This window comes from Rhizobacter sp. (assembly GCA_021153565.1).
Classification (GTDB): Bacteria; Pseudomonadota; Gammaproteobacteria; order Burkholderiales; family Burkholderiaceae_C; genus Albitalea.
In genome coordinates this window covers 1-17,882 of the sequence record JAJKJU010000119.1, presented here as the reverse complement: position 1 = coordinate 17,882, position 17,882 = coordinate 1, and the positions used below count along the sequence as shown (strand labels likewise).

Here is a 17,882-nt window from a genome sequence, read left to right as displayed (position 1 = left end):
GCAACGGGATCTTTAGCCTACCGGCCGCGGCGGTCACGCCGTGCCGTCAGCGGAGACCGGGGCGCCGCGTCCGCCAGACTAAAGACTCTCTGCACTATGACGAGCATTTGCAACGACGAGCAGGGGTCTTTTGGCGTGATGAGCGGGCATGATCGAAATACTCTCAGCCTCTGAGCTGGTGCGCTGGTCTACACCGGCACAGCGGTGGTGTTCTTCACGCGATCGAGTACGAAGCTCGTCTTGCAGTCCTGCACGCTTGGGTGCTTGAGCAGCGTGTCCATGATGAAGCGGGAATAGTGCGCCATGTCTTCGACCACCACGCGCAGCAGGTAATCCATCTCGCCGGTCAACGCCGCACACTCGACCACTTCGGGCCAAGTCTGCACGGCGGCCCGGAACAGATCCATGGGGTTGCGCTTATGCACTTCCGAGTGCTTCTCGAGGCGCACGTTGAGATAAGCCGTGAGGCCTAGCCCCACTCGCTCCGGCGGGATAAGTGCCACATACCCCGCAATGATCTTGTCCTCTTCCAGCCGCTTCACCCGCCGAAGCGTTGCCGATGGCGACAGGCTGACCTGCGCCGCCAGCACGTCGTAAGTCATTCGCCCGTCGACCTGGAGAGCTCGAAGAATGCGCCGATCGATGGCATCTAGCTGAATGGTCGTTTCCATGAAATGCATTTTGCAGGTTTCCTGCACAAGATACCAGAACAGCAGGGAAACTTGCAGAAAATCTGCGGGTCGAAGATTTTAAAGTTTGCGGACTGGTCGGGGCGCCAATGCGAACCCGTCCCGCATTTCACTTTGACAGGAGCGCCTCAATGCAATTCACCCCCTGGGACAACCCGATGGGCACCGACGGTTTCGAGTTCGTCGAGTACGCGGCGCCGGACCCGGCGGCATTGGGCAAACTTTTCGAAATCATGGGCTTCACGGCCATCGCCAAGCACCGTCACAAGAACGTGACGCTGTATCGCCAGGGCGAAGTCAATTTCATCATCAACGCCGAGCCGAACTCATTCGCGCAGCGCTTCGCCCGCCAGCATGGCCCGAGCGTGTGCGCGATGGCCTTTCGGGTGAATGATGCCGCCAAGGCTTACGAGCGTGCCCTCGAACTCGGCGCCTGGGGCTTCGACAACCAGACCGGACCAATGGAATTAAACATCCCGGCCATCAAGGGCATCGGCGACAGCCTAATCTACTTCGTAGATCGCTGGCACGGCAAGAATGGCGCAAAAGCGGGCGCCATCGGTAACATCAGCATCTACGACGTCGACTTCGTGCCCATCGAGGGGGCGGAAGCGAACCCCAAGGGCGCCGGCCTCACCTACATCGACCACCTCACGCACAACGTGCACCGTGGCCGCATGAAGGAATGGGCGGACTTTTACGAGCGTCTCTTTGGCTTCCGAGAAATTCGCTACTTCGACATTGAAGGCAAGCTTACCGGCCTCAAAAGCAAGGCGATGACGAGCCCCTGCGGCAAGATCCGCATTCCTATCAATGAGAGTTCGGACGACAAGAGCCAGATCGCGGAATACCTCGACCTGTACCACGGCGAAGGCATCCAGCACATCGCGCTGGGGACCGACAATATCTACGCCACCGTCGAGCGAATGAAGAATGGGGGCGTAGTGTTCCAGGACACAATCGCCACCTATTACGATCTCGTCAACAAGCGCCTGCCGAATCATGGGGAGAATCTCGAGGAATTGAAGCGCCTGCGCATCCTCATTGACGGCGCGACGCACCTTGGGGCGCCCAACGAATTGCTGCTGCAGATCTTCACGCAGACGGTCATCGGGCCAATCTTCTTCGAGATCATCCAGCGGAAGGGCGACCAGGGTTTTGGCGAAGGCAACTTCCGCGCACTATTCGAGAGCATCGAGCTTGACCAGATCCGCCGCGGCGTGCTCGTCGATGACAAATCCCGAACCACTGCATAGGATTGCCATGCTCGACCACGACAAAGGTGTGAATCTCGGCGTAGCTCCCGTGACCTACGGGCAGGGCGAACGGCCTCCGCGCGGCGACTACGCCTCGGCGCGTGAGGACTATACGTGCGAGCAGAACTGGTCGGCCTACACGGCGCAGGATCACGATCTGTACCGGCGCCTGTATGAGCGGCAGGCAGCTCAACTCGACGGGTTGGCCTGCAACGAATTCATCGAGGCGGTCAGGCATCTCGGGGCACCCGAGCGCATTCCACGCTTCGACGAGCTGTCCGAAACGCTGTATCAAAAGACTCGTTGGGAAGTGGTGGCCGTGCCGGGCCTGATTCCCGAAGAGGCGTTCTTTGGGCTGCTCGCGAAGCGCAAGTTCCCGGTAACGGGCTGGCTGCGCAAGCCGGAAGAGTTCGACTACATCGTCGAGCCCGACGTCTTCCATGACCTCTTCGGACACGTGCCCCTGCTGTTCAATCCCATATTCGCCGACTACATGCAGGCCTATGGCGCTGGCGGACTGAAGGCGAGTCGGCTGGATGCTTGCGAGCTGCTCGCGCGGCTGTATTGGTACACGGTGGAGTTCGGTCTCATCAATACGCCCAACGGCATTCGGGCTTATGGTGCTGGCATTCTGTCGTCGGCCGGCGAATTGCGGTACAGCGTGCGCAGCCAGGAACCGAGCCGGGTAGGATTCGACTTGCAGCGGATCATGCGTACGCGCTACAAGATTGACTCGTACCAGGCGACCTATTTCGTCATCGAGTCCTTCGATGAGCTCTTCGAAGCCACCTCGCCCGATTTCACGCCAATCTACAAGGCAGTGCGTCAGCAGCCCGAAATCGAAGCCGGAGCTGTAGTGTCGAGCGAGCGACTCTACATCGCCGCCTGATGCCCCCGGAAATGGGGGCATCAGGCGATTGTTCCAGTCACGCCACGAGACCACGCTGAGCCCCTGCGTTCAGCCGCATTATTGTTGTCGAAGAGCGAAAAGGCAGATCTGCCCATTACCGCCGGCGATGCTAGCCCGGGACCGGATCATCCGCGCCTACTCATGTGGTCAGCGCCTGCGTGGTCATCGGAGGAACTCGCGGTGTCGTCGTGCAGCAAGCGGTGCGTGGCCAACTTCGATGCCGCGAGATCAGGCGGGCCACCGGCATGGCCATCAGGACTGGCTGCAGTTCCTTGGGCGCCCAGCCCAGGTTCGCTGTCGGCACGGCCGACATCGCTTGTCGATCTGACCCAGCGCAGGAGTTCGTTGAACACTTCGTCGTGATGGGCCATGTGAACATGGGCGATGGCCGCAATGTGCCGGTTGTCGGCTCCCGGCAGCATAGCGGTTGACGCGGGGAAAACGATGTTGTCGCAGTGACCGTAGAAACAGGTGAAGCAGTTAAACCGATGCGCCGGTTCACGCGCCGCGAGGCGCCGTTGCCAGTCGCTGGACAGGTTCATCTGCTTCGCATTGGGCGAGAACGCGTACTTGCCCAGGAAGGTGCCGCGATGCGGCGTGCCGATCGTGATAATTCGGTGTGCGTGCCCGTCGCCTTGGTAAGCATCTAGCCAGACCCGGACCGCGAGCCCGCCCATGCTGTGCGCGACGATCACGGGAGGTTGTCCGGTGGCGGCCTTGATGCGCCTGACCGCCTTCTCGACGAGGTCGGCATAGGAATCGATCGAGCCGAACACAGGCTCCAAATTCACAGCGACAGAAGGTATGCCTTGCCCGCGAAGCATGCGCATGTGCGGATTCCAAAGGCCGCGGTTGCACAGGAAACCATGCACGAACAGCACCCCTCGCTGATCCGCGCCCTGAGGTAGGTAGTCCGCCACGGCATTCGCGCAAAAGGGTTGACGCCAGCAGAAGACCTGCGGAGTGGTAACCACCTCGCCCCACCAGGCGCGGATGTGCTGCCACAGGGTCGCGCGAGGGGCCGGATCGTTGCGATTGACGAACCATAGCGTGATGAACTCGGCCGCGAGGACGAGCGAATACCCCAATACGATCAGCAACGCTCCTACTGCGGCCCACCCTGGCGATCCGTTCGTGAGGAAATACGCCACCCAGACGAACGCCGCAAGCAACAGGCCAATGGTCGTTAGCTGCTGAAGACGTGCAAGCATCGGTGGATCTTAATGTGAAGGACACATGTTTGCGGACGCGAGGCGTCCTGCCCTGAAGTCGGCTGGGACAAGAGATGCAGCGAGGAATTGAGCATCAGACTGTTGCGATGGTGGGCGATGAAGCCGCGTTTACGCAGCATCTTGTTTCCAGCGCAGTGCGTTTCTCGCCACGCTCAACGCTTCGTAGTCAATGATCTTTGTCTCTGTGATGGATGTCCCCGAGTTCGACACGAACTTGGTGGACTTGCAGCCGCGGCGCACGAATTCGTGTAGTCGGCAGAATGTAACGCGCATGCTACGCCGAATTCGTGGAGTCGTTCCCCGCTACTCCACGTGGGCTGCTCGGCATGTGGCAAGACGACCCAGTTGCCCGTTCGTGGGCGCGCAATTCACGCTGCTGTTCGAGGCGCCAGTGCTGTCAAGGCACGCGAGCAGGCCCGCAAGGCGCCAAGGCCGAAGCACATTTCTGGCGACCGCCGCGCGGGGGAATCCGCTACGGACTACGCACTTCGCGGATCCCCCCGCGCGCATATCACAGCACCGAGGAGGTCAACGACCAAGGCAAGAACCTACACTTATCCACAGCCGACCAGCAAACGGTCGGCTACCGGCCCCCGGCTCAATATTCGATCGGCACGGTGGCTCAAAATTCAGTCGGCGCCGACACGTTTGTTGTACACAGGCCCTCTTCAAACTGCATGCCGGATGTCGCCCGGGCCGTCAACAGACATCCCCCGATGCTTGTCCCTCGTTAAGACTGCCCCGTGGATTCGCCACCGTTCATACGCTTTCGACACGTCATCAGCGGTTCACTTGCGTTCGTCTCTTCGACACTTACCTGATTGGGTCAAGCCCGACCTTTTCCCATCTCGCTCACCACCACGCCTCTTAAGCGCAGCAGCAGCAGCAGCAGCAGCAGCAGCAGCAGCAGCAGTAGGTGGTTTGAAGCCTGCGCCTGCACGCCTGCTTCGCGCCCTGCCCTCATCTCTTGCGCAGGATGGCTGCACAGGGGATCGCTTCCTTCGTGCTTTCGCTTGGGCCTTTTCGGCTCGTTACCAGCACTACTACGGCCTTTGCTGACTTCTCGCTCCCGGCACTGCCGTCACCCTTTCAGGCACAAGGCGAGATCTCCCCATCCGGTCACCCTCATGCAGTTGCGCTTCACTTCGTTCGTCGTGATCAACTTTCGGCGGGACTTGCGCCGCAGGTGTGCGCCCATGCTGTGCGTACGAAGGGAAAAAGGGCGACCGAAGTCGCCCTTTTTGGCTGAAACGATGACGCCCGATTACTCGGTCGCTTCGCCCGTGCCTGCGTCCACCTGAGCAAGCTGCACGGAAGCCAGTTCCTCGGCCTCCTGCATCGCGATCGCGCGGCGCTCGGCGTCGTCCATTTCTTCCTTGGCCTTGCGGGCCTGATGGAAAGCCATGCCAGTCCCGGCAGGGATGAGACGACCCACGATGACGTTTTCCTTCAGACCACGCAGCTCGTCGCGCTTGCCCATGATGGCAGCCTCGGTGAGCACGCGAGTGGTTTCCTGGAAGGATGCGGCCGAGATGAAGCTGTCAGTCGACAGCGACGCCTTGGTGATGCCAAGCAGCACATCGCTGTGCGTGGCGGTCAGCTTGCCTTCGGCCAGCATGCGATCGTTGGTGTCCAGCAGCTCCGAACGCTCCACCTGTTCGTTGGCGATGTAGTGCGTGTCGCCCGGGTTGACGATCTGAACGCGGCGCAGCATCTGGCGAACGATCACCTCGATGTGCTTGTCGTTGATCTTCACGCCCTGGAGACGGTACACGTCCTGAACTTCGTCGACGATGTAGCGCGCCAGTTCCTCGATGCCCAACAAGCGCAGGATGTCCTGCGGATCGGCCGGACCGTCGACAATGGACTCGCCCTTGTTGACCACCTGCCCTTCGTGCACGAGGATGTTCTTTTCCTTCGGAACGAGTTCCTCGTACACCTTGCCGTCCGGATCGGTGATCTGCAGGCGAACCTTGCCCTTGGTTTCCTTGCCGAACGACACCGTGCCGGTCATCTCCGCGAGCGTGCCCTTGTCCTTCGGCGAACGTGCCTCGAACAGTTCAGCCACACGCGGCAGACCGCCGGTAATGTCACGGGTCTTCTGGCCTTCGACTGGGATACGTGCAAGCACTTCACCCGGCGCGAGGTCCTGACCGTCACGGATCTGAACGAGCGATCCCACCTGGAAGGCGATGGTCACCGAGTGATCGGTGCCCGGGATCTTCACTTCGTTGCCATTGGCGTCGAGCAGCTTGACCTGCGGACGAACAACCTTAGCCGCGCCGCGGCGCTTCGGGTCGATCACGACGAGCGTGGACAAGCCCGTGACTTCGTCGACCTGCTTGGCGACCGTCACGCCCTCCTCGATGTTCTCGAACTTCGCACGACCGGCGAATTCCGTGATGATCGGGCGGGTCAGCGGGTCCCAGTTGGCCAGCACCGTACCAGCTTTGATCTGCTGGTCGGCCTTGATCGACAGCAGGGCACCGTACGGCACCTTGTGACGCTCACGCTCGCGGCCGTGCTGGTCGGAAATGATGATCTCCCCGGAACGGGAAATCACCACCAATTCACCCTTGCCGTTGGTCACGTACCGCATCGTGGCATTGAATCCGATGTGGCCGTCGGACTTCGCGTCCACGCTCGACGCAACCGCAGCACGCGACGCCGCACCACCGATGTGGAACGTGCGCATTGTGAGCTGCGTGCCCGGCTCGCCGATCGACTGGGCGGCGATCACCCCGATCGCTTCGCCCTGGTTCACGAGGCCGCCACGACCCAAGTCACGGCCGTAGCACTTGGCGCAAATACCGAAGCGCGTGCCGCAAGTGAGTGCTGTGCGAACCTTGACTTCGTCGACGCCCGCCGCTTCGAGCAGATCGAGCGTGTCTTCGTCGAGCATGGCACCGCCCGGCAGTAGCACCTGCTGCGTCTCGGGGTGCTCCACTTCCGTCGCCGTCACGCGGCCGAGGATGCGGTCGCGCAGCGATTCGATGACTTCACCGCCTTCGACCAGTGCGCGCTGGTTCATGCCGTTCTCGGTGCCGCAATCGTCCTCGGTCACGACCAAGTCTTGCGTCACATCGACCAGACGACGGGTCAGGTAGCCGGAGTTGGCAGTCTTTAGCGCCGTGTCCGCGAGGCCCTTACGTGCTCCGTGGGTCGAGATGAAGTACTGGAGAACGTTCAGGCCTTCGCGGAAGTTTGCGGTAATTGGCGTCTCGATGATCGAGCCGTCCGGCTTGGCCATCAGGCCCCGCATACCCGCTAGCTGACGAATCTGCGCGGCAGAACCGCGAGCGCCCGAGTCGGCCATCATGTAGATGGAGTTGAATGACTCCTGGTCGACTTCCTTGCCATGGCGGTCGGTCGTCTTCTGCTTGGACAGCTGCGACATCATGACCTTGCCGACTTCGTCGCCAGTCTTGCCCCAGATGTCCACGACCTTGTTGTAGCGCTCCCCGGCGGTCACAAGACCCGAGACGTATTGCTGCTCGATCTCCTTGACTTCCTTCTCGGCGCGCTCGATCAAGCCATGCTTTTCCTTCGGAACCAACATGTCGTCGATCGCGATCGAGATGCCCGCACGTGTGGCCAGGCGGAAGCCCGACTGCAGCAGCTTATCGGCAAACACGACCGTTTCCTTCAGTCCGCACTTGCGGAACGAAGTGTTGATCAAGCGAGAGATCTCTTTCTTCTTTAGCGCCTTGTTGATGTTGCTGAACGGCAAACCCTTGGGCAGGATCTCCGACAGCAGAGCACGACCGACCGTCGTGTCGACGAGCTTGGTCACCGGCGTGAAGTCACCTGTGTCCGCATTCTTGACGTATTCGGTCAGGCGCACGCTCACCTTGGCGGTGATTTCTACCATCTTGTTGTCGAGCGCGCGCTGCACTTCGGGCACATCCGAGAAGATGATGCCTTCGCCCAGGCCGTTGATGCGATCGCGGGTCGCGTAGTACAGGCCCAGCACCACGTCTTGCGACGGGACGATGGAGGGCTCGCCGTTGGCCGGGAACAGGATGTTGTTCGAGGCCAGCATCAGCGTGCGGGCTTCCATTTGCGCCTCGATCGACAGCGGAATGTGGACAGCCATCTGGTCACCGTCGAAGTCGGCGTTGAACGCCGAGCAGACGAGCGGATGCAACTGGATCGCCTTGCCTTCGATCAGCACCGGCTCAAAGGCTTGAATGCCCAGGCGGTGCAGCGTCGGCGCGCGGTTCAGCATGACCGGGTGTTCCTTGATGACTTCTTCAAGAATGTCCCACACGACCGGCGTGCCGCTTTCAACTTCCTTTTTCGCCGCCTTGATAGTGGTGGCGATGCCCATGGCTTCCAGGCGCGAGAAGATGAACGGCTTGAATAGTTCAAGCGCCATCAGCTTCGGCAAGCCGCACTGGTGCAGCTTGAGCGTCGGCCCGACCACGATGACCGAACGACCGGAGTAGTCGACGCGCTTGCCCAGCAGGTTCTGGCGGAACCGACCGCTCTTGCCCTTGATCATGTCGGCCAGCGACTTGAGCGCACGCTTGTTTGCGCCCGTCATGGCCTTGCCGCGACGACCGTTGTCCAGCAGCGAATCGACGGCCTCTTGCAGCATGCGCTTTTCATTGCGCACGATGATTTCCGGAGCCTTCAACTCCAACAGACGCGCGAGGCGATTGTTGCGATTGATGACGCGGCGATATAGATCATTCAGGTCCGAGGTGGCAAAGCGGCCGCCGTCCAGCGGCACGAGCGGACGCAGGTCCGGCGGGAGCACCGGCAGCACGTCCATCACCATCCACTGAGGCTTGATGCCCGACTTCTTGAAGGCTTCCATCACCTTCAGGCGCTTGGAGTTCTTCTTGACCTTGAGCTCGGAGCCGGTCATGTCGCCACGAAGGCGCTCGATCTCGACGTCCAGGTCGATTTCTTCGAGCAGCTTTTTGACGCCTTCGGCACCCATCAGCGCAATGAATTCGTCGCCGAATTCGGTGCGCTTCGCGTCGTAGTCATCTTCACTCATGATGCTGAACTTCTTCAGCGGAGTCATGCCGGGATCGACGACAACGTATGCTTCAAAGTACAGCACGCGCTCGATGTCGCGCAGCGTCATGTCGAGCACGAGGCCCAAGCGCGACGGCAGCGACTTCAGGAACCAGATGTGCGCGCAGGGAGCGGCCAAGTCGATGTGACCCATGCGGTCGCGGCGAACCTTGGTCTGGGTGACTTCAACGCCGCACTTTTCGCAGATCACGCCGCGGTGCTTGAGGCGCTTGTATTTGCCGCACAGGCACTCGTAGTCCTTGATCGGGCCAAAGATCTTGGCGCAGAACAGGCCATCACGCTCGGGCTTGAAAGTCCGGTAGTTGATGGTTTCGGGCTTCTTCACCTCACCAAACGACCACGACCGGATCTTCTCCGGCGAAGCGAGGCCGATCTTGATGGCATCGAAATGCTCATCAGGGGTGAATTGCTTGAACAGGTCGAGCAAACCTTTCATTCGTAACTCCTTGGCTCTCAGTTGCGTTCAAGTTCAATGTCGATGCCCAGAGACCGAATCTCTTTGACAAGAACGTTGAACGACTCGGGCATGCCGGCTTCGATGGCGTGTTCGCCCTTGACGATGTTTTCGTACACCTTGGTGCGACCGTTCACGTCGTCGGACTTCACCGTCAGCATTTCCTGCAGTACGTAGGACGCGCCGTAGGCTTCCAGTGCCCACACTTCCATTTCGCCGAAACGCTGACCACCGAACTGGGCCTTTCCGCCCAGCGGCTGCTGGGTGACGAGGCTGTACGGACCCGTGGAACGGGCGTGCATCTTGTCGTCGACCAAGTGGTGCAGCTTCAGCACGTGCATGTAGCCGACCGTGACCGGACGCTCGAAAGCTTCGCCGGTGCGGCCGTCATGCAGCGTGGCCTGGGTGCGGGTGTCAGTCAGGCCTTTGGCCCTCGCGACCTCTTCCGGATAGGCCAGCTTCAACATGCCGCGGATTTCTTCTTCCGCCGCACCGTCGAACACCGGCGTCGCGAAGGGAACACCCTTCGACAGGTTGCCAGCCATCTCGACGATTTCATCGTCGCTCAGATGATCCAGACGCTCGGTCCTGCCGCCTGATTTGTTGTACAGCTCGTCGAGGAACTTGCGCAGCTCTGCTACCTTGGCTTGCTCTTGCAGCATGGCGCCGATGCGCTGTCCGATGCCTTTGCCAGCCCAGCCGAGGTGGACTTCGAGCACCTGACCGACGTTCATCCGCGAAGGGACGCCCAGCGGATTCAGCACGATGTCGCACGGCGTGCCGTCGGCCATGTAGGGCATGTCTTCGACCGGAACGATCTTGGACACCACACCCTTGTTGCCGTGCCGGCCGGCCATCTTGTCGCCGGGCTGCAGGCGACGCTTGACGGCCAGGTACACCTTCACCATCTTCAGCACGCCAGCTGGCAGCTCGTCGCCTTGGGTAAGCTTCTTGCGCTTTTCTTCGAACGCGAGGTCGAAGCTGTGGCGCGTCTGCTCCAGCGAATTCTTGATGCTTTCGAGCTGGTTGGCGATGTCGTCATCCGACGGGCGGACGTCGAACCAGTGGTATTTCTCGACGCTGGCGAGATAGGCCTTGTCGATGGTCGTGCCCTTGGCGATCTTCTGCGGCCCGCCGTTGGCGGTCTTGCCAATCAGCAGCTTCTCGATCCGGTCGAACGCGTCGGCTTCCACGATGCGAAGCTGGTCGTTCAAGTCGAGGCGAAAGCGCTTCAGTTCATCGTCGATGATCTGCTGCGCACGCTTGTCGCGCGGAATGCCTTCACGGGTGAAGACTTGCACATCGATGACCGTGCCGCTTGTGCCTTGGTCCACACGCAGCGACGTGTCCTTCACATCCGAAGCCTTCTCGCCGAAGATGGCGCGCAGCAGCTTTTCTTCCGGCGTCAGCGTCGTCTCGCCCTTGGGCGTGACCTTGCCGACCAGCGTGTCGCCCGGGTTCACTTCGGCGCCTACGTAGACGATGCCAGACTCGTCGAGGCGAGCAAGCTGCTGCTCCGACAGGTTCGGGATGTCACGCGTAATTTCTTCAGCGCCCAGCTTGGTGTCGCGAGCCATCACCACCAGTTCCTCGATGTGGATCGAGGTGTAGCGGTCATCGGCCACTACGCGTTCAGAGATCAGGATCGAATCTTCGAAGTTGTAGCCATTCCAGGGCATGAACGCGACCAACATGTTTTGGCCCAAGGCCAGTTCACCAATGTCGGTGGATGCGCCGTCGGCGATGATGTCTTCGGCCGTCACCGTGTCACCGCGCCTGACGATCGGACGCTGATGAATGTTGGTGTTCTGGTTGGAACGCTGGTACTTGATCAGGTTGTAGATGTCGACGCCGACTTCGCCCGCGACAGTTTCCTTGTCGTCAACGCGGATCACGATGCGGTTGGTATCGACATAGTCCACGACGCCGCCGCGGCGGGCTGCGACAACCGTTCCCGAGTCCTTGGCCGCCACGCGTTCGACGCCGGTGCCCACCAGCGCCTTTTCAGGACGCAAAGTCGGCACAGCCTGGCGTTGCATGTTGGCGCCCATCAAGGCGCGGTTCGCGTCGTCGTGCTCCAGGAAGGGCACGAGCGAAGCCGCCACCGAAACGATCTGCGTCGGAGCAACGTCCATGTACTGGATACGTTCCGGCGAGGTCAGGATGGATTCGCCGTTGTCACGCGCGGACACCAGTTCGTCGATCAGCTTGCCTTCAGCATCGAGCGAAGCGTTGGCCTGCGCGATCACGTACTTGCCTTCTTCGATGGCCGACAGGTAGTCGATCTGCATCGTCACCTTGCCATCGGCAACCCGGCGATACGGCGTCTCGAGGAAGCCATATTCGTTGAGCTGCGCATACAACGCCAGCGAGTTGATCAGGCCGATGTTTGGACCTTCAGGCGTTTCTATCGGGCACACGCGGCCGTAGTGGGTCGGGTGCACGTCGCGCACTTCAAAGCCGGCACGCTCGCGAGTCAAACCGCCTGGGCCCAGTGCCGAGACGCGACGCTTGTGCGTGATCTCGGACAACGGGTTGGTCTGGTCCATGAACTGCGACAGCTGCGACGCACCGAAGAACTCCTTCAATGCCGCGGAAATCGGCTTGGAGTTGATCAGATCGTGTGGCATCAGGGCTTCGGTTTCGGCTTGGCCCAGACGCTCTTTCACGGCCTTCTCGATGCGGGCGAGCCCTGAGCGGTACTGGTTCTCTGCCAGTTCGCCCACGCAACGCACGCGACGATTGCCCAAGTGATCGATGTCGTCAACTTCACCGCGGCCGTTGCGCAACTCGACGAGGATTTTCACCACGTCGAGGATGTCGTCATTGCTCAAGGTCATGGGACCTTCAGGCACGTCCCGACCCACACGGGCATTGAACTTCATGCGGCCCACGCGCGACAGGTCGTACGTGTCGGCGCTGTAGAACAGGCGATGGAATAGCGCTTCGACAGCGTCTTCGGTCGGCGGCTCGCCGGGGCGCATCATGCGATAGATGGCGACGCGCGCAGCCAGTTGGTCGGCCGTTTCGTCGGCGGCCAGCGTCTGCGAGATATACGCCCCCTCGTCCAGCTCGTTCGTGTAGAGCGCCTGGATTTCCTTGATGCCGGCGGTGCGCAGCTTCTTGAGGAGTGACTCGGTGATCTCGTCGTTGGCCTTGGCGATGATCTCGCCCGTGTCGGGGTCTACGATGTTACGCGCCAACATGCGGCCAACGAGGTAATCCTCGGGCACGCTCACGAACTGCGTCTCTGTCTGCTCGAGTTGGCGGGTGTGGCGCGCCGTGATCCGCTTGTCCTTCTCGACAATGACGTTGCCGTTCTTGTCGGTGATGTCGAAGCGAGCGACTTCGCCACGCAGGCGGTCGGCCACGAATTCCATCTGGGCACCGGAGTCCATCAGGCGGAAGTTGTCGAACACAAAGAAGTGGGCGAGGATCGATTCCGGGTTCAGGCCGATGGCCTTCAGCAGGATCGTCACGGGCATCTTGCGGCGACGGTCGACGCGGAAGTACAGAATGTCCTTCGGGTCGAATTCGAAGTCGAGCCAGGAGCCACGGTACGGGATGATCCGTGCGCTGAACAGCAGCTTGCCCGAGCTGTGCGTCTTGCCTTTGTCGTGTTCGAAGAACACGCCCGGCGAACGGTGCAGCTGCGAGACGATGACACGCTCCGTGCCGTTGACGATGAACGAGCCGTAGTCGGTCATGAGCGGAACTTCGCCCATGTAGACCTCTTGCTCCTTGATCTCCTTGACAGTCTTCGCCTGCGGCGATTCGCGGTCATAGATGATCATCTGCAGCTTCGCGCGCACGGCGGCAGCGTAGGTCAAGCCACGCTGCTGACACTCCCGCGTGTCGAATGCAGGCTTGGCCATGTTGAATTCAATGAACTTCATCTCCACGAACCCGTTGTGCGACACGATCGGGAACGCGGACAGGAATGCGGCCTGGAGGCCTTCTGGTTTGCGCTTTTGCGGTGGTACGTCCTTCTGCAGGAAGGCGACGTACGACTCCCGCTGCATGGTCAGCAGGTAGGGGACGTTGAGGACACTCTCACGCTTGCCGAAACTCTTGCGGATCCGCTTGCGTTCGGTGTAGCTGTAGGGGGTTGGATGCTGCGCCATATGTGTTTTCACACTCCGTCTCAGGAACCCCACCTGGCCTAGGCGAGGCTCCGTCGGCGACTGTCTTTCGAACCTTGCGTTCGAAGCTTGGTGGCTGGCCACTACCAACCGCTGGCGGACAACCCCGGCATTGCACCGGGGCCCGACCAAACCCGTTCTCTGCAGTCGGATCAGAGAACACTTGGAAGACCCCGACGGGGGCTTTCAGGTGCTCTCCAAGGGTCAAAAACTGCCTGACCCTTGAAGCGCAAAAGGCTGGGGGCCGTTTTTGGCTCCCAGCCCCATGCGACAGAGCTCGATTACTTGAGCTCGGCCTTGGCGCCGGCTTCTACCAGCTTCTTGACAGCAGCTTCTGCGTCGGCCTTGGGGATGGCTTCCTTGACGGGCTTCGGAGCGCCATCGACCAGGTCCTTGGCTTCCTTCAGGCCCAGGCCCGTCAGTTCGCGCACGGCCTTGATGACCGAAACCTTGTTCGCACCGGCTTCGAGCAGCACAACATTGAATTCGGTCTTCTCTTCAGCGGCCGGGGCAGCAGCGCCACCGCCGCCACCGGTCGGAGCGGCCATTGCAGCGGCGGACACGCCGAACTTCTCTTCAATGGCCTTGACCAGCTCATTGAGTTCCATCACCGACATGCCGTCGAGGGCCGTCAGGAAAGCGTCTTTATCGAATGCCATGTTGATTCCTAGATATCAGGTAAAAGGTTGCGATTGATCGTTCAAGCGGCCGCAGGGGCTTCTTCGGCAGCCGGCGCTTCTGCAGCACCACCACCCTTCTTCTCGGCGACTGCCGCCAGGACACGCGCGGTGCGCGAGATCGGCGACATGAGAAGACCAGCCAACTGCGCCAGTAGCACTTCCTTGCTGGGAATGGAGGCCAATGCCTTCACACCTTCAGCATTCAGTGCCTTGCCGGCGTAGGCGCCAGCCTTGACGATCAGCTTGTCGTTGCCCTTGGCAAAGTCGGAAATGACTTTGGCCGCGGCGACAGCGTCTTCGGAAAAACCGTAGATCAGCGGGCCGACCATGGCATCCGAGGCCACTTCGAACGGTGTGCCGGCGACAGCGCGACGTGCGAGCGTGTTCTTCAAGACATGAAGGTACACACCCTTGTCGCGTGCTTGACGGCGCAGGTTGTTCAAGTGTTCCACGGTGAGGCCACGGTACTCGGCCAGCGCCAACGTCTGCGAACGCGCGACTTGCGCGGCCACATCCGTCACCACGGCTGCTTTCTCGTTGCGATTGAGACTCAAGGTCTACTCCTCACATCACGTGCGGCTTGGCTGTTGCCAGACTCCCCGCACACCTCGTTCAGCGACCTTCTGAAACCGGGAATCAAATCCTTTTTCAGCGGGACCGCCATCTGCGCTGGCCATCGGTCGATGTCGAAACATCGGCCTTCGTTTAGGGAGCCGAGGGCTCCACCAGCGGTCTTGGATGACCTGCGTGTTTCTTGCGATTCACGCAGCCCACCAAACTCATCGAGCCGGCGCCAGACTCGCGCCGACTCTCACTTCCTTTACGCCTGCGGCGCGGTAGCGTTCAGCGACGCGATGTCGACGCGAGCGCCGATACCCATGGTCGATGACACAGCTACCTTGCGCAGGTAGACGCCCTTGCTTGACGCCGGCTTGGCCTTATTCAGGGCCTCGACCAGTGCGCGCAGGTTGCCGATCAGCTTGTCGGTGTCGAACGAACGACGTCCAATCGTGCCGTGCACGATGCCGGCCTTGTCGACACGGAACTGCACCTGACCGGCCTTGGCGTTCTTGACGGCGGTCGCAACGTCGGGCGTCACGGTGCCGACCTTCGGGTTCGGCATCAGCCCGCGCGGACCAAGGATCTGGCCGAGCGTCCCGACCACGCGCATCGTGTCGGGCGAAGCGATAACGACGTCGAAGTTGATGTTGCCGGCCTTGACTTGTTCAGCCAGATCTTCCATGCCGACGACGTCGGCGCCGGCGGCGCGGGCTTCCTCAGCCTTGGCGCCTTGGGCGAACACAGCGACTCGTTTGGTCTTGCCAGTACCGTTGGGAAGCACGACGGCGCCACGAACGACTTGGTCGGATTTCTTGGCGTCGATGCCGAGCTGCACAGCTACGTCGATGGATTCATCGAACTTGGCGGTTGCGCATTCCTTGACGATCGCGAGGGCGTTGTCGATGGCGTAAAGCTTGTTGCTGTCGACCTTGCCGGTGGTTGCCTTTTGACGTTTGGTCAGTTTTGCCATGATCAGACCCCTTCCACCGTCACGCCCATCGAGCGGGCGGAACCTGCGATTGTGCGAACCGCGGCATCCAGATCGGCGGCCGTCAGGTCCTTCATCTTGGTCTTGGCGATCTCTTCGATCTGCGCGCGGGTCAGCTTGCCGACCTTCTGTGCATTCGGACGCGGCGATCCCTTGTCCAGCTTGATCGCCTTCTTGATCAGCACGGTGGCCGGCGGCGTCTTGAGGACGAAGGTGAACGACTTGTCAGCGAAGGCGGTGATGACCACCGGCAGCACCAGACCTGGCTCCAGGCTCTGCGTTTGGGCGTTGAACGCCTTGCAGAACTCCATGATGTTCAAGCCGCGCTGACCCAGCGCCGGACCGATCGGGGGCGACGGGTTTGCTTTGCCCGCCGGAATTTGCAGCTTGATGAAGCCGACAATTTTCTTTGCCATGTAACTCTTTCAATGCAAGGCCGGCTAAAAGCGATGGCCCTTGAGTTCAAACGCCAAGGGCTGGTTACCTTGGCTCCTCGTACAGGTGTCTCGTCACCTGCAGCAACGGATGCGGTTTGGTTCGGACTTTCGGCCGCCCCCGAGCCCGCATCGGCTCTGGATTATTTCGTCAGACCTTCTCGACCTGCGCGAAGTCGAGTTCGACGGGCGTGGCACGGCCGAAGATGGTGACCGAGACGCGTACCTTGGACTTGTCGTAGTTGACATCCTCGATCGCGCCGTTGAAGTCGGTGAACGGACCTTCCTTGACACGCACCAGTTCGCCCACTTCCCACTCGACTTTGGGCCGCGGCTTCTCGATGCCTTCTTGCATCTGGTTGACGATCTTCATGACCTCGGCTTCCGAGATTGGGGCCGGGCGGTTCTTGGCACCCCCCACGAAACCCGTCACCTTGCTGGTGTGCTTCACCAAGTGCCAAGTGTCGTCGGCCATTTCCATTTCGACCAGCACGTAACCTGGGAAGAAGCGGCGCTCGCTGACGGACTTCTTGCCGTTCTTGAGCTCGACGACTTCTTCCATGGGCACGAGAATGCGGCCGAACTTTGCCTGCATTTCGGAGCGGTCGATGCGCTCACGCAGGTTGCGCTCCACAGCTTTTTCCATGCCGGAATAGGCATGCACCACGTACCAGCGCTTGTTATTGGGGACGGCGGGCGTCTCCGGCGTGGTCGGGGCGGCGGCGTTTTCGACTTGGTCGGTCATTTCGGAGTCCTCAACGCTTCCAGCCCAAGATCAGGTCGTACAGCGCCCATTCCAGCGTCTTGTCGGTCAGCCACAGAAACAGCGCCATCACGAACACAAACGCAAACACGTACATGGTCATCTGCGTGGCTTCCTTGCGCGTCGGCCACACGACCTTTTTCACTTCCTTGATCGAATCCTGACCGTAAGCGATGAGCTGCTTGCCGGATTCGGAAGTGAAGAAAATTCCAACTGCCACAACCAACATACCCAGGAGCGCGACGATGCGCACCCACTGGTCTTGCTTGCCCAAGGCGTAGAACGCGACCACGGCACCGATCACCAAGAGGCCGGCAATGGCCAGCTTGGCTTTATCAGCACCGGTGGAGACAGTTTCGACAGAAGGATTCGACATTGGTTTCAGTTCATTTCGGGGCGTTTTCGGAAAACAATACCCTTGGTGTCCTACAGCAGCAAAGCCCGGAGGCACTTTCGTACGCTCACGGGCTGCTTTTTCGGCCGCGGCGACCGATTCACCAGAACAGTCGCTTGGCAGGGGCAGAGGGCATCGAACCCCCAACCTCCGGTTTTGGAGACCGGCGCTCTGCCAATTGAGCTATACCCCTGCGGCCTTAAAAACGCTGGATCGCTTGAGCGATTGATTACTCGATGATCTTGGCGACGACGCCGGCGCCGACGGTTCGGCCGCCTTCACGGATGGCGAAGCGCAGACCCTCTTCCATGGCGATCGGGTTGATCAATT

General features: G+C 60.6%; 14 protein-coding genes and 1 tRNA gene. 2 read left to right on the top strand and 13 right to left on the bottom strand.

All coding sequences use genetic code 11. From position 1 onward, the window contains the following. Nucleotides 1–188: 188 nt before the first annotated feature. Complete coding sequence (locus tag AC30NL_RS07435; protein WP_489463372.1) at nt 189–671, bottom strand: Lrp/AsnC family transcriptional regulator; 483 nt, start codon at nt 669–671, stop codon at nt 189–191. Nucleotides 672–820: 149 nt separating this feature from the next. On the opposite strand from AC30NL_RS07435, the gene hppD reads away from it, so the two are divergent. Both hppD and phhA read left to right on the top strand, forming a co-directional pair. After that, nucleotides 821–1,945 carry a 4-hydroxyphenylpyruvate dioxygenase gene (hppD, locus tag AC30NL_RS07430; RefSeq protein WP_489463371.1) on the top strand — a complete coding sequence of 375 codons (1,125 nt, stop codon included), beginning with the start codon at nt 821–823 and terminating at the stop codon, nt 1,943–1,945. A 7-nt stretch (nt 1,946–1,952) separates the two neighbouring features. After that, complete coding sequence (gene phhA, locus AC30NL_RS07425; RefSeq protein ID WP_489463370.1) at nt 1,953–2,834, top strand: phenylalanine 4-monooxygenase; 882 nt, start codon at nt 1,953–1,955, stop codon at nt 2,832–2,834. A 146-nt stretch (nt 2,835–2,980) separates the two neighbouring features. Here the strand turns inward: phhA and AC30NL_RS07420 are convergent, their stop codons facing one another. The 12 genes from AC30NL_RS07420 to AC30NL_RS07365 form a co-directional block, all read right to left on the bottom strand. Further along, the gene (locus AC30NL_RS07420) at nt 2,981–4,066 is read right to left on the bottom strand and encodes an esterase/lipase family protein (RefSeq protein WP_489463369.1); all 1,086 of its coding nucleotides are present in this window, start codon (nt 4,064–4,066) and stop codon (nt 2,981–2,983) included. A gap of 847 nt (nt 4,067–4,913) precedes the next feature. Beyond that, nucleotides 4,914–5,051 (bottom strand): hypothetical protein, encoded by a 138-nt coding sequence (locus AC30NL_RS07415; protein ID WP_489463368.1) that lies wholly within the window; start codon nt 5,049–5,051, stop codon nt 4,914–4,916. A gap of 300 nt (nt 5,052–5,351) precedes the next feature. Further along, nucleotides 5,352–9,572, bottom strand: coding sequence for a DNA-directed RNA polymerase subunit beta' (gene rpoC / locus AC30NL_RS07410; RefSeq protein ID WP_489463367.1), 4,221 nt, complete (start codon nt 9,570–9,572; stop codon nt 5,352–5,354). A gap of 17 nt (nt 9,573–9,589) precedes the next feature. Continuing rightward, entirely contained in the window at nt 9,590–13,714 is a 4,125-nt protein-coding gene (gene rpoB, locus AC30NL_RS07405; protein ID WP_489463366.1) for a DNA-directed RNA polymerase subunit beta, read from the bottom strand. 299 nt (nt 13,715–14,013) lie between these two features. After that, nucleotides 14,014–14,391 (bottom strand): 50S ribosomal protein L7/L12, encoded by a 378-nt coding sequence (gene rplL, locus AC30NL_RS07400; protein WP_489463365.1) that lies wholly within the window; start codon nt 14,389–14,391, stop codon nt 14,014–14,016. 41 nt (nt 14,392–14,432) lie between these two features. Next, nucleotides 14,433–14,966 carry a 50S ribosomal protein L10 gene (rplJ, locus tag AC30NL_RS07395; protein WP_489463364.1) on the bottom strand — a complete coding sequence of 178 codons (534 nt, stop codon included), beginning with the start codon at nt 14,964–14,966 and terminating at the stop codon, nt 14,433–14,435. A gap of 266 nt (nt 14,967–15,232) precedes the next feature. Then, nucleotides 15,233–15,943 (bottom strand): 50S ribosomal protein L1, encoded by a 711-nt coding sequence (rplA, locus tag AC30NL_RS07390; protein ID WP_489463363.1) that lies wholly within the window; start codon nt 15,941–15,943, stop codon nt 15,233–15,235. Between the two features lie 2 nt (nt 15,944–15,945). Continuing rightward, on the bottom strand, nt 15,946–16,377 hold the full coding sequence (rplK, locus tag AC30NL_RS07385; RefSeq protein ID WP_489463362.1) for a 50S ribosomal protein L11: 432 nt from the start codon (nt 16,375–16,377) through the stop codon (nt 15,946–15,948). A 169-nt stretch (nt 16,378–16,546) separates the two neighbouring features. After that, a complete protein-coding gene (gene nusG / locus AC30NL_RS07380) occupies nt 16,547–17,140 on the bottom strand; it encodes a transcription termination/antitermination protein NusG (RefSeq protein ID WP_489463361.1) in 594 nt (197 codons plus the stop codon). Nucleotides 17,141–17,150: 10 nt separating this feature from the next. Beyond that, complete coding sequence (gene secE, locus AC30NL_RS07375; RefSeq protein WP_489463360.1) at nt 17,151–17,534, bottom strand: preprotein translocase subunit SecE; 384 nt, start codon at nt 17,532–17,534, stop codon at nt 17,151–17,153. A gap of 135 nt (nt 17,535–17,669) precedes the next feature. Continuing rightward, a tRNA-Trp gene (locus AC30NL_RS07370) sits at nt 17,670–17,745 on the bottom strand. A gap of 36 nt (nt 17,746–17,781) precedes the next feature. Continuing rightward, nucleotides 17,782–17,882 (bottom strand): EF-Tu C-terminal domain-related protein (locus AC30NL_RS07365; protein WP_489463373.1); only part of this gene is annotated, 101 nt, incomplete at its 5' end.

Excerpts from the sequence above, each read along its gene's own strand:
- AC30NL_RS07435 (WP_489463372.1), bottom strand. The coding sequence starts at position 671 with ATGGAAACGACCATTCAGCTAGATGCCATCGATCGGCGCATTCTTCGA.
- hppD (WP_489463371.1), top strand. The coding sequence starts at position 821 with ATGCAATTCACCCCCTGGGACAACCCGATGGGCACCGACGGTTTCGAG.
- phhA (WP_489463370.1), top strand. The coding sequence starts at position 1,953 with ATGCTCGACCACGACAAAGGTGTGAATCTCGGCGTAGCTCCCGTGACC.
- AC30NL_RS07420 (WP_489463369.1), bottom strand. The coding sequence starts at position 4,066 with ATGCTTGCACGTCTTCAGCAGCTAACGACCATTGGCCTGTTGCTTGCG.
- AC30NL_RS07415 (WP_489463368.1), bottom strand. The coding sequence starts at position 5,051 with ATGAGGGCAGGGCGCGAAGCAGGCGTGCAGGCGCAGGCTTCAAACCAC.
- rpoC (WP_489463367.1), bottom strand. The coding sequence starts at position 9,572 with ATGAAAGGTTTGCTCGACCTGTTCAAGCAATTCACCCCTGATGAGCAT.
- rpoB (WP_489463366.1), bottom strand. The coding sequence starts at position 13,714 with ATGGCGCAGCATCCAACCCCCTACAGCTACACCGAACGCAAGCGGATC.
- rplL (WP_489463365.1), bottom strand. The coding sequence starts at position 14,391 with ATGGCATTCGATAAAGACGCTTTCCTGACGGCCCTCGACGGCATGTCG.
- rplA (WP_489463363.1), bottom strand. The coding sequence starts at position 15,943 with ATGGCAAAACTGACCAAACGTCAAAAGGCAACCACCGGCAAGGTCGAC.
- rplK (WP_489463362.1), bottom strand. The coding sequence starts at position 16,377 with ATGGCAAAGAAAATTGTCGGCTTCATCAAGCTGCAAATTCCGGCGGGC.
- nusG (WP_489463361.1), bottom strand. The coding sequence starts at position 17,140 with ATGACCGACCAAGTCGAAAACGCCGCCGCCCCGACCACGCCGGAGACG.
- secE (WP_489463360.1), bottom strand. The coding sequence starts at position 17,534 with ATGTCGAATCCTTCTGTCGAAACTGTCTCCACCGGTGCTGATAAAGCC.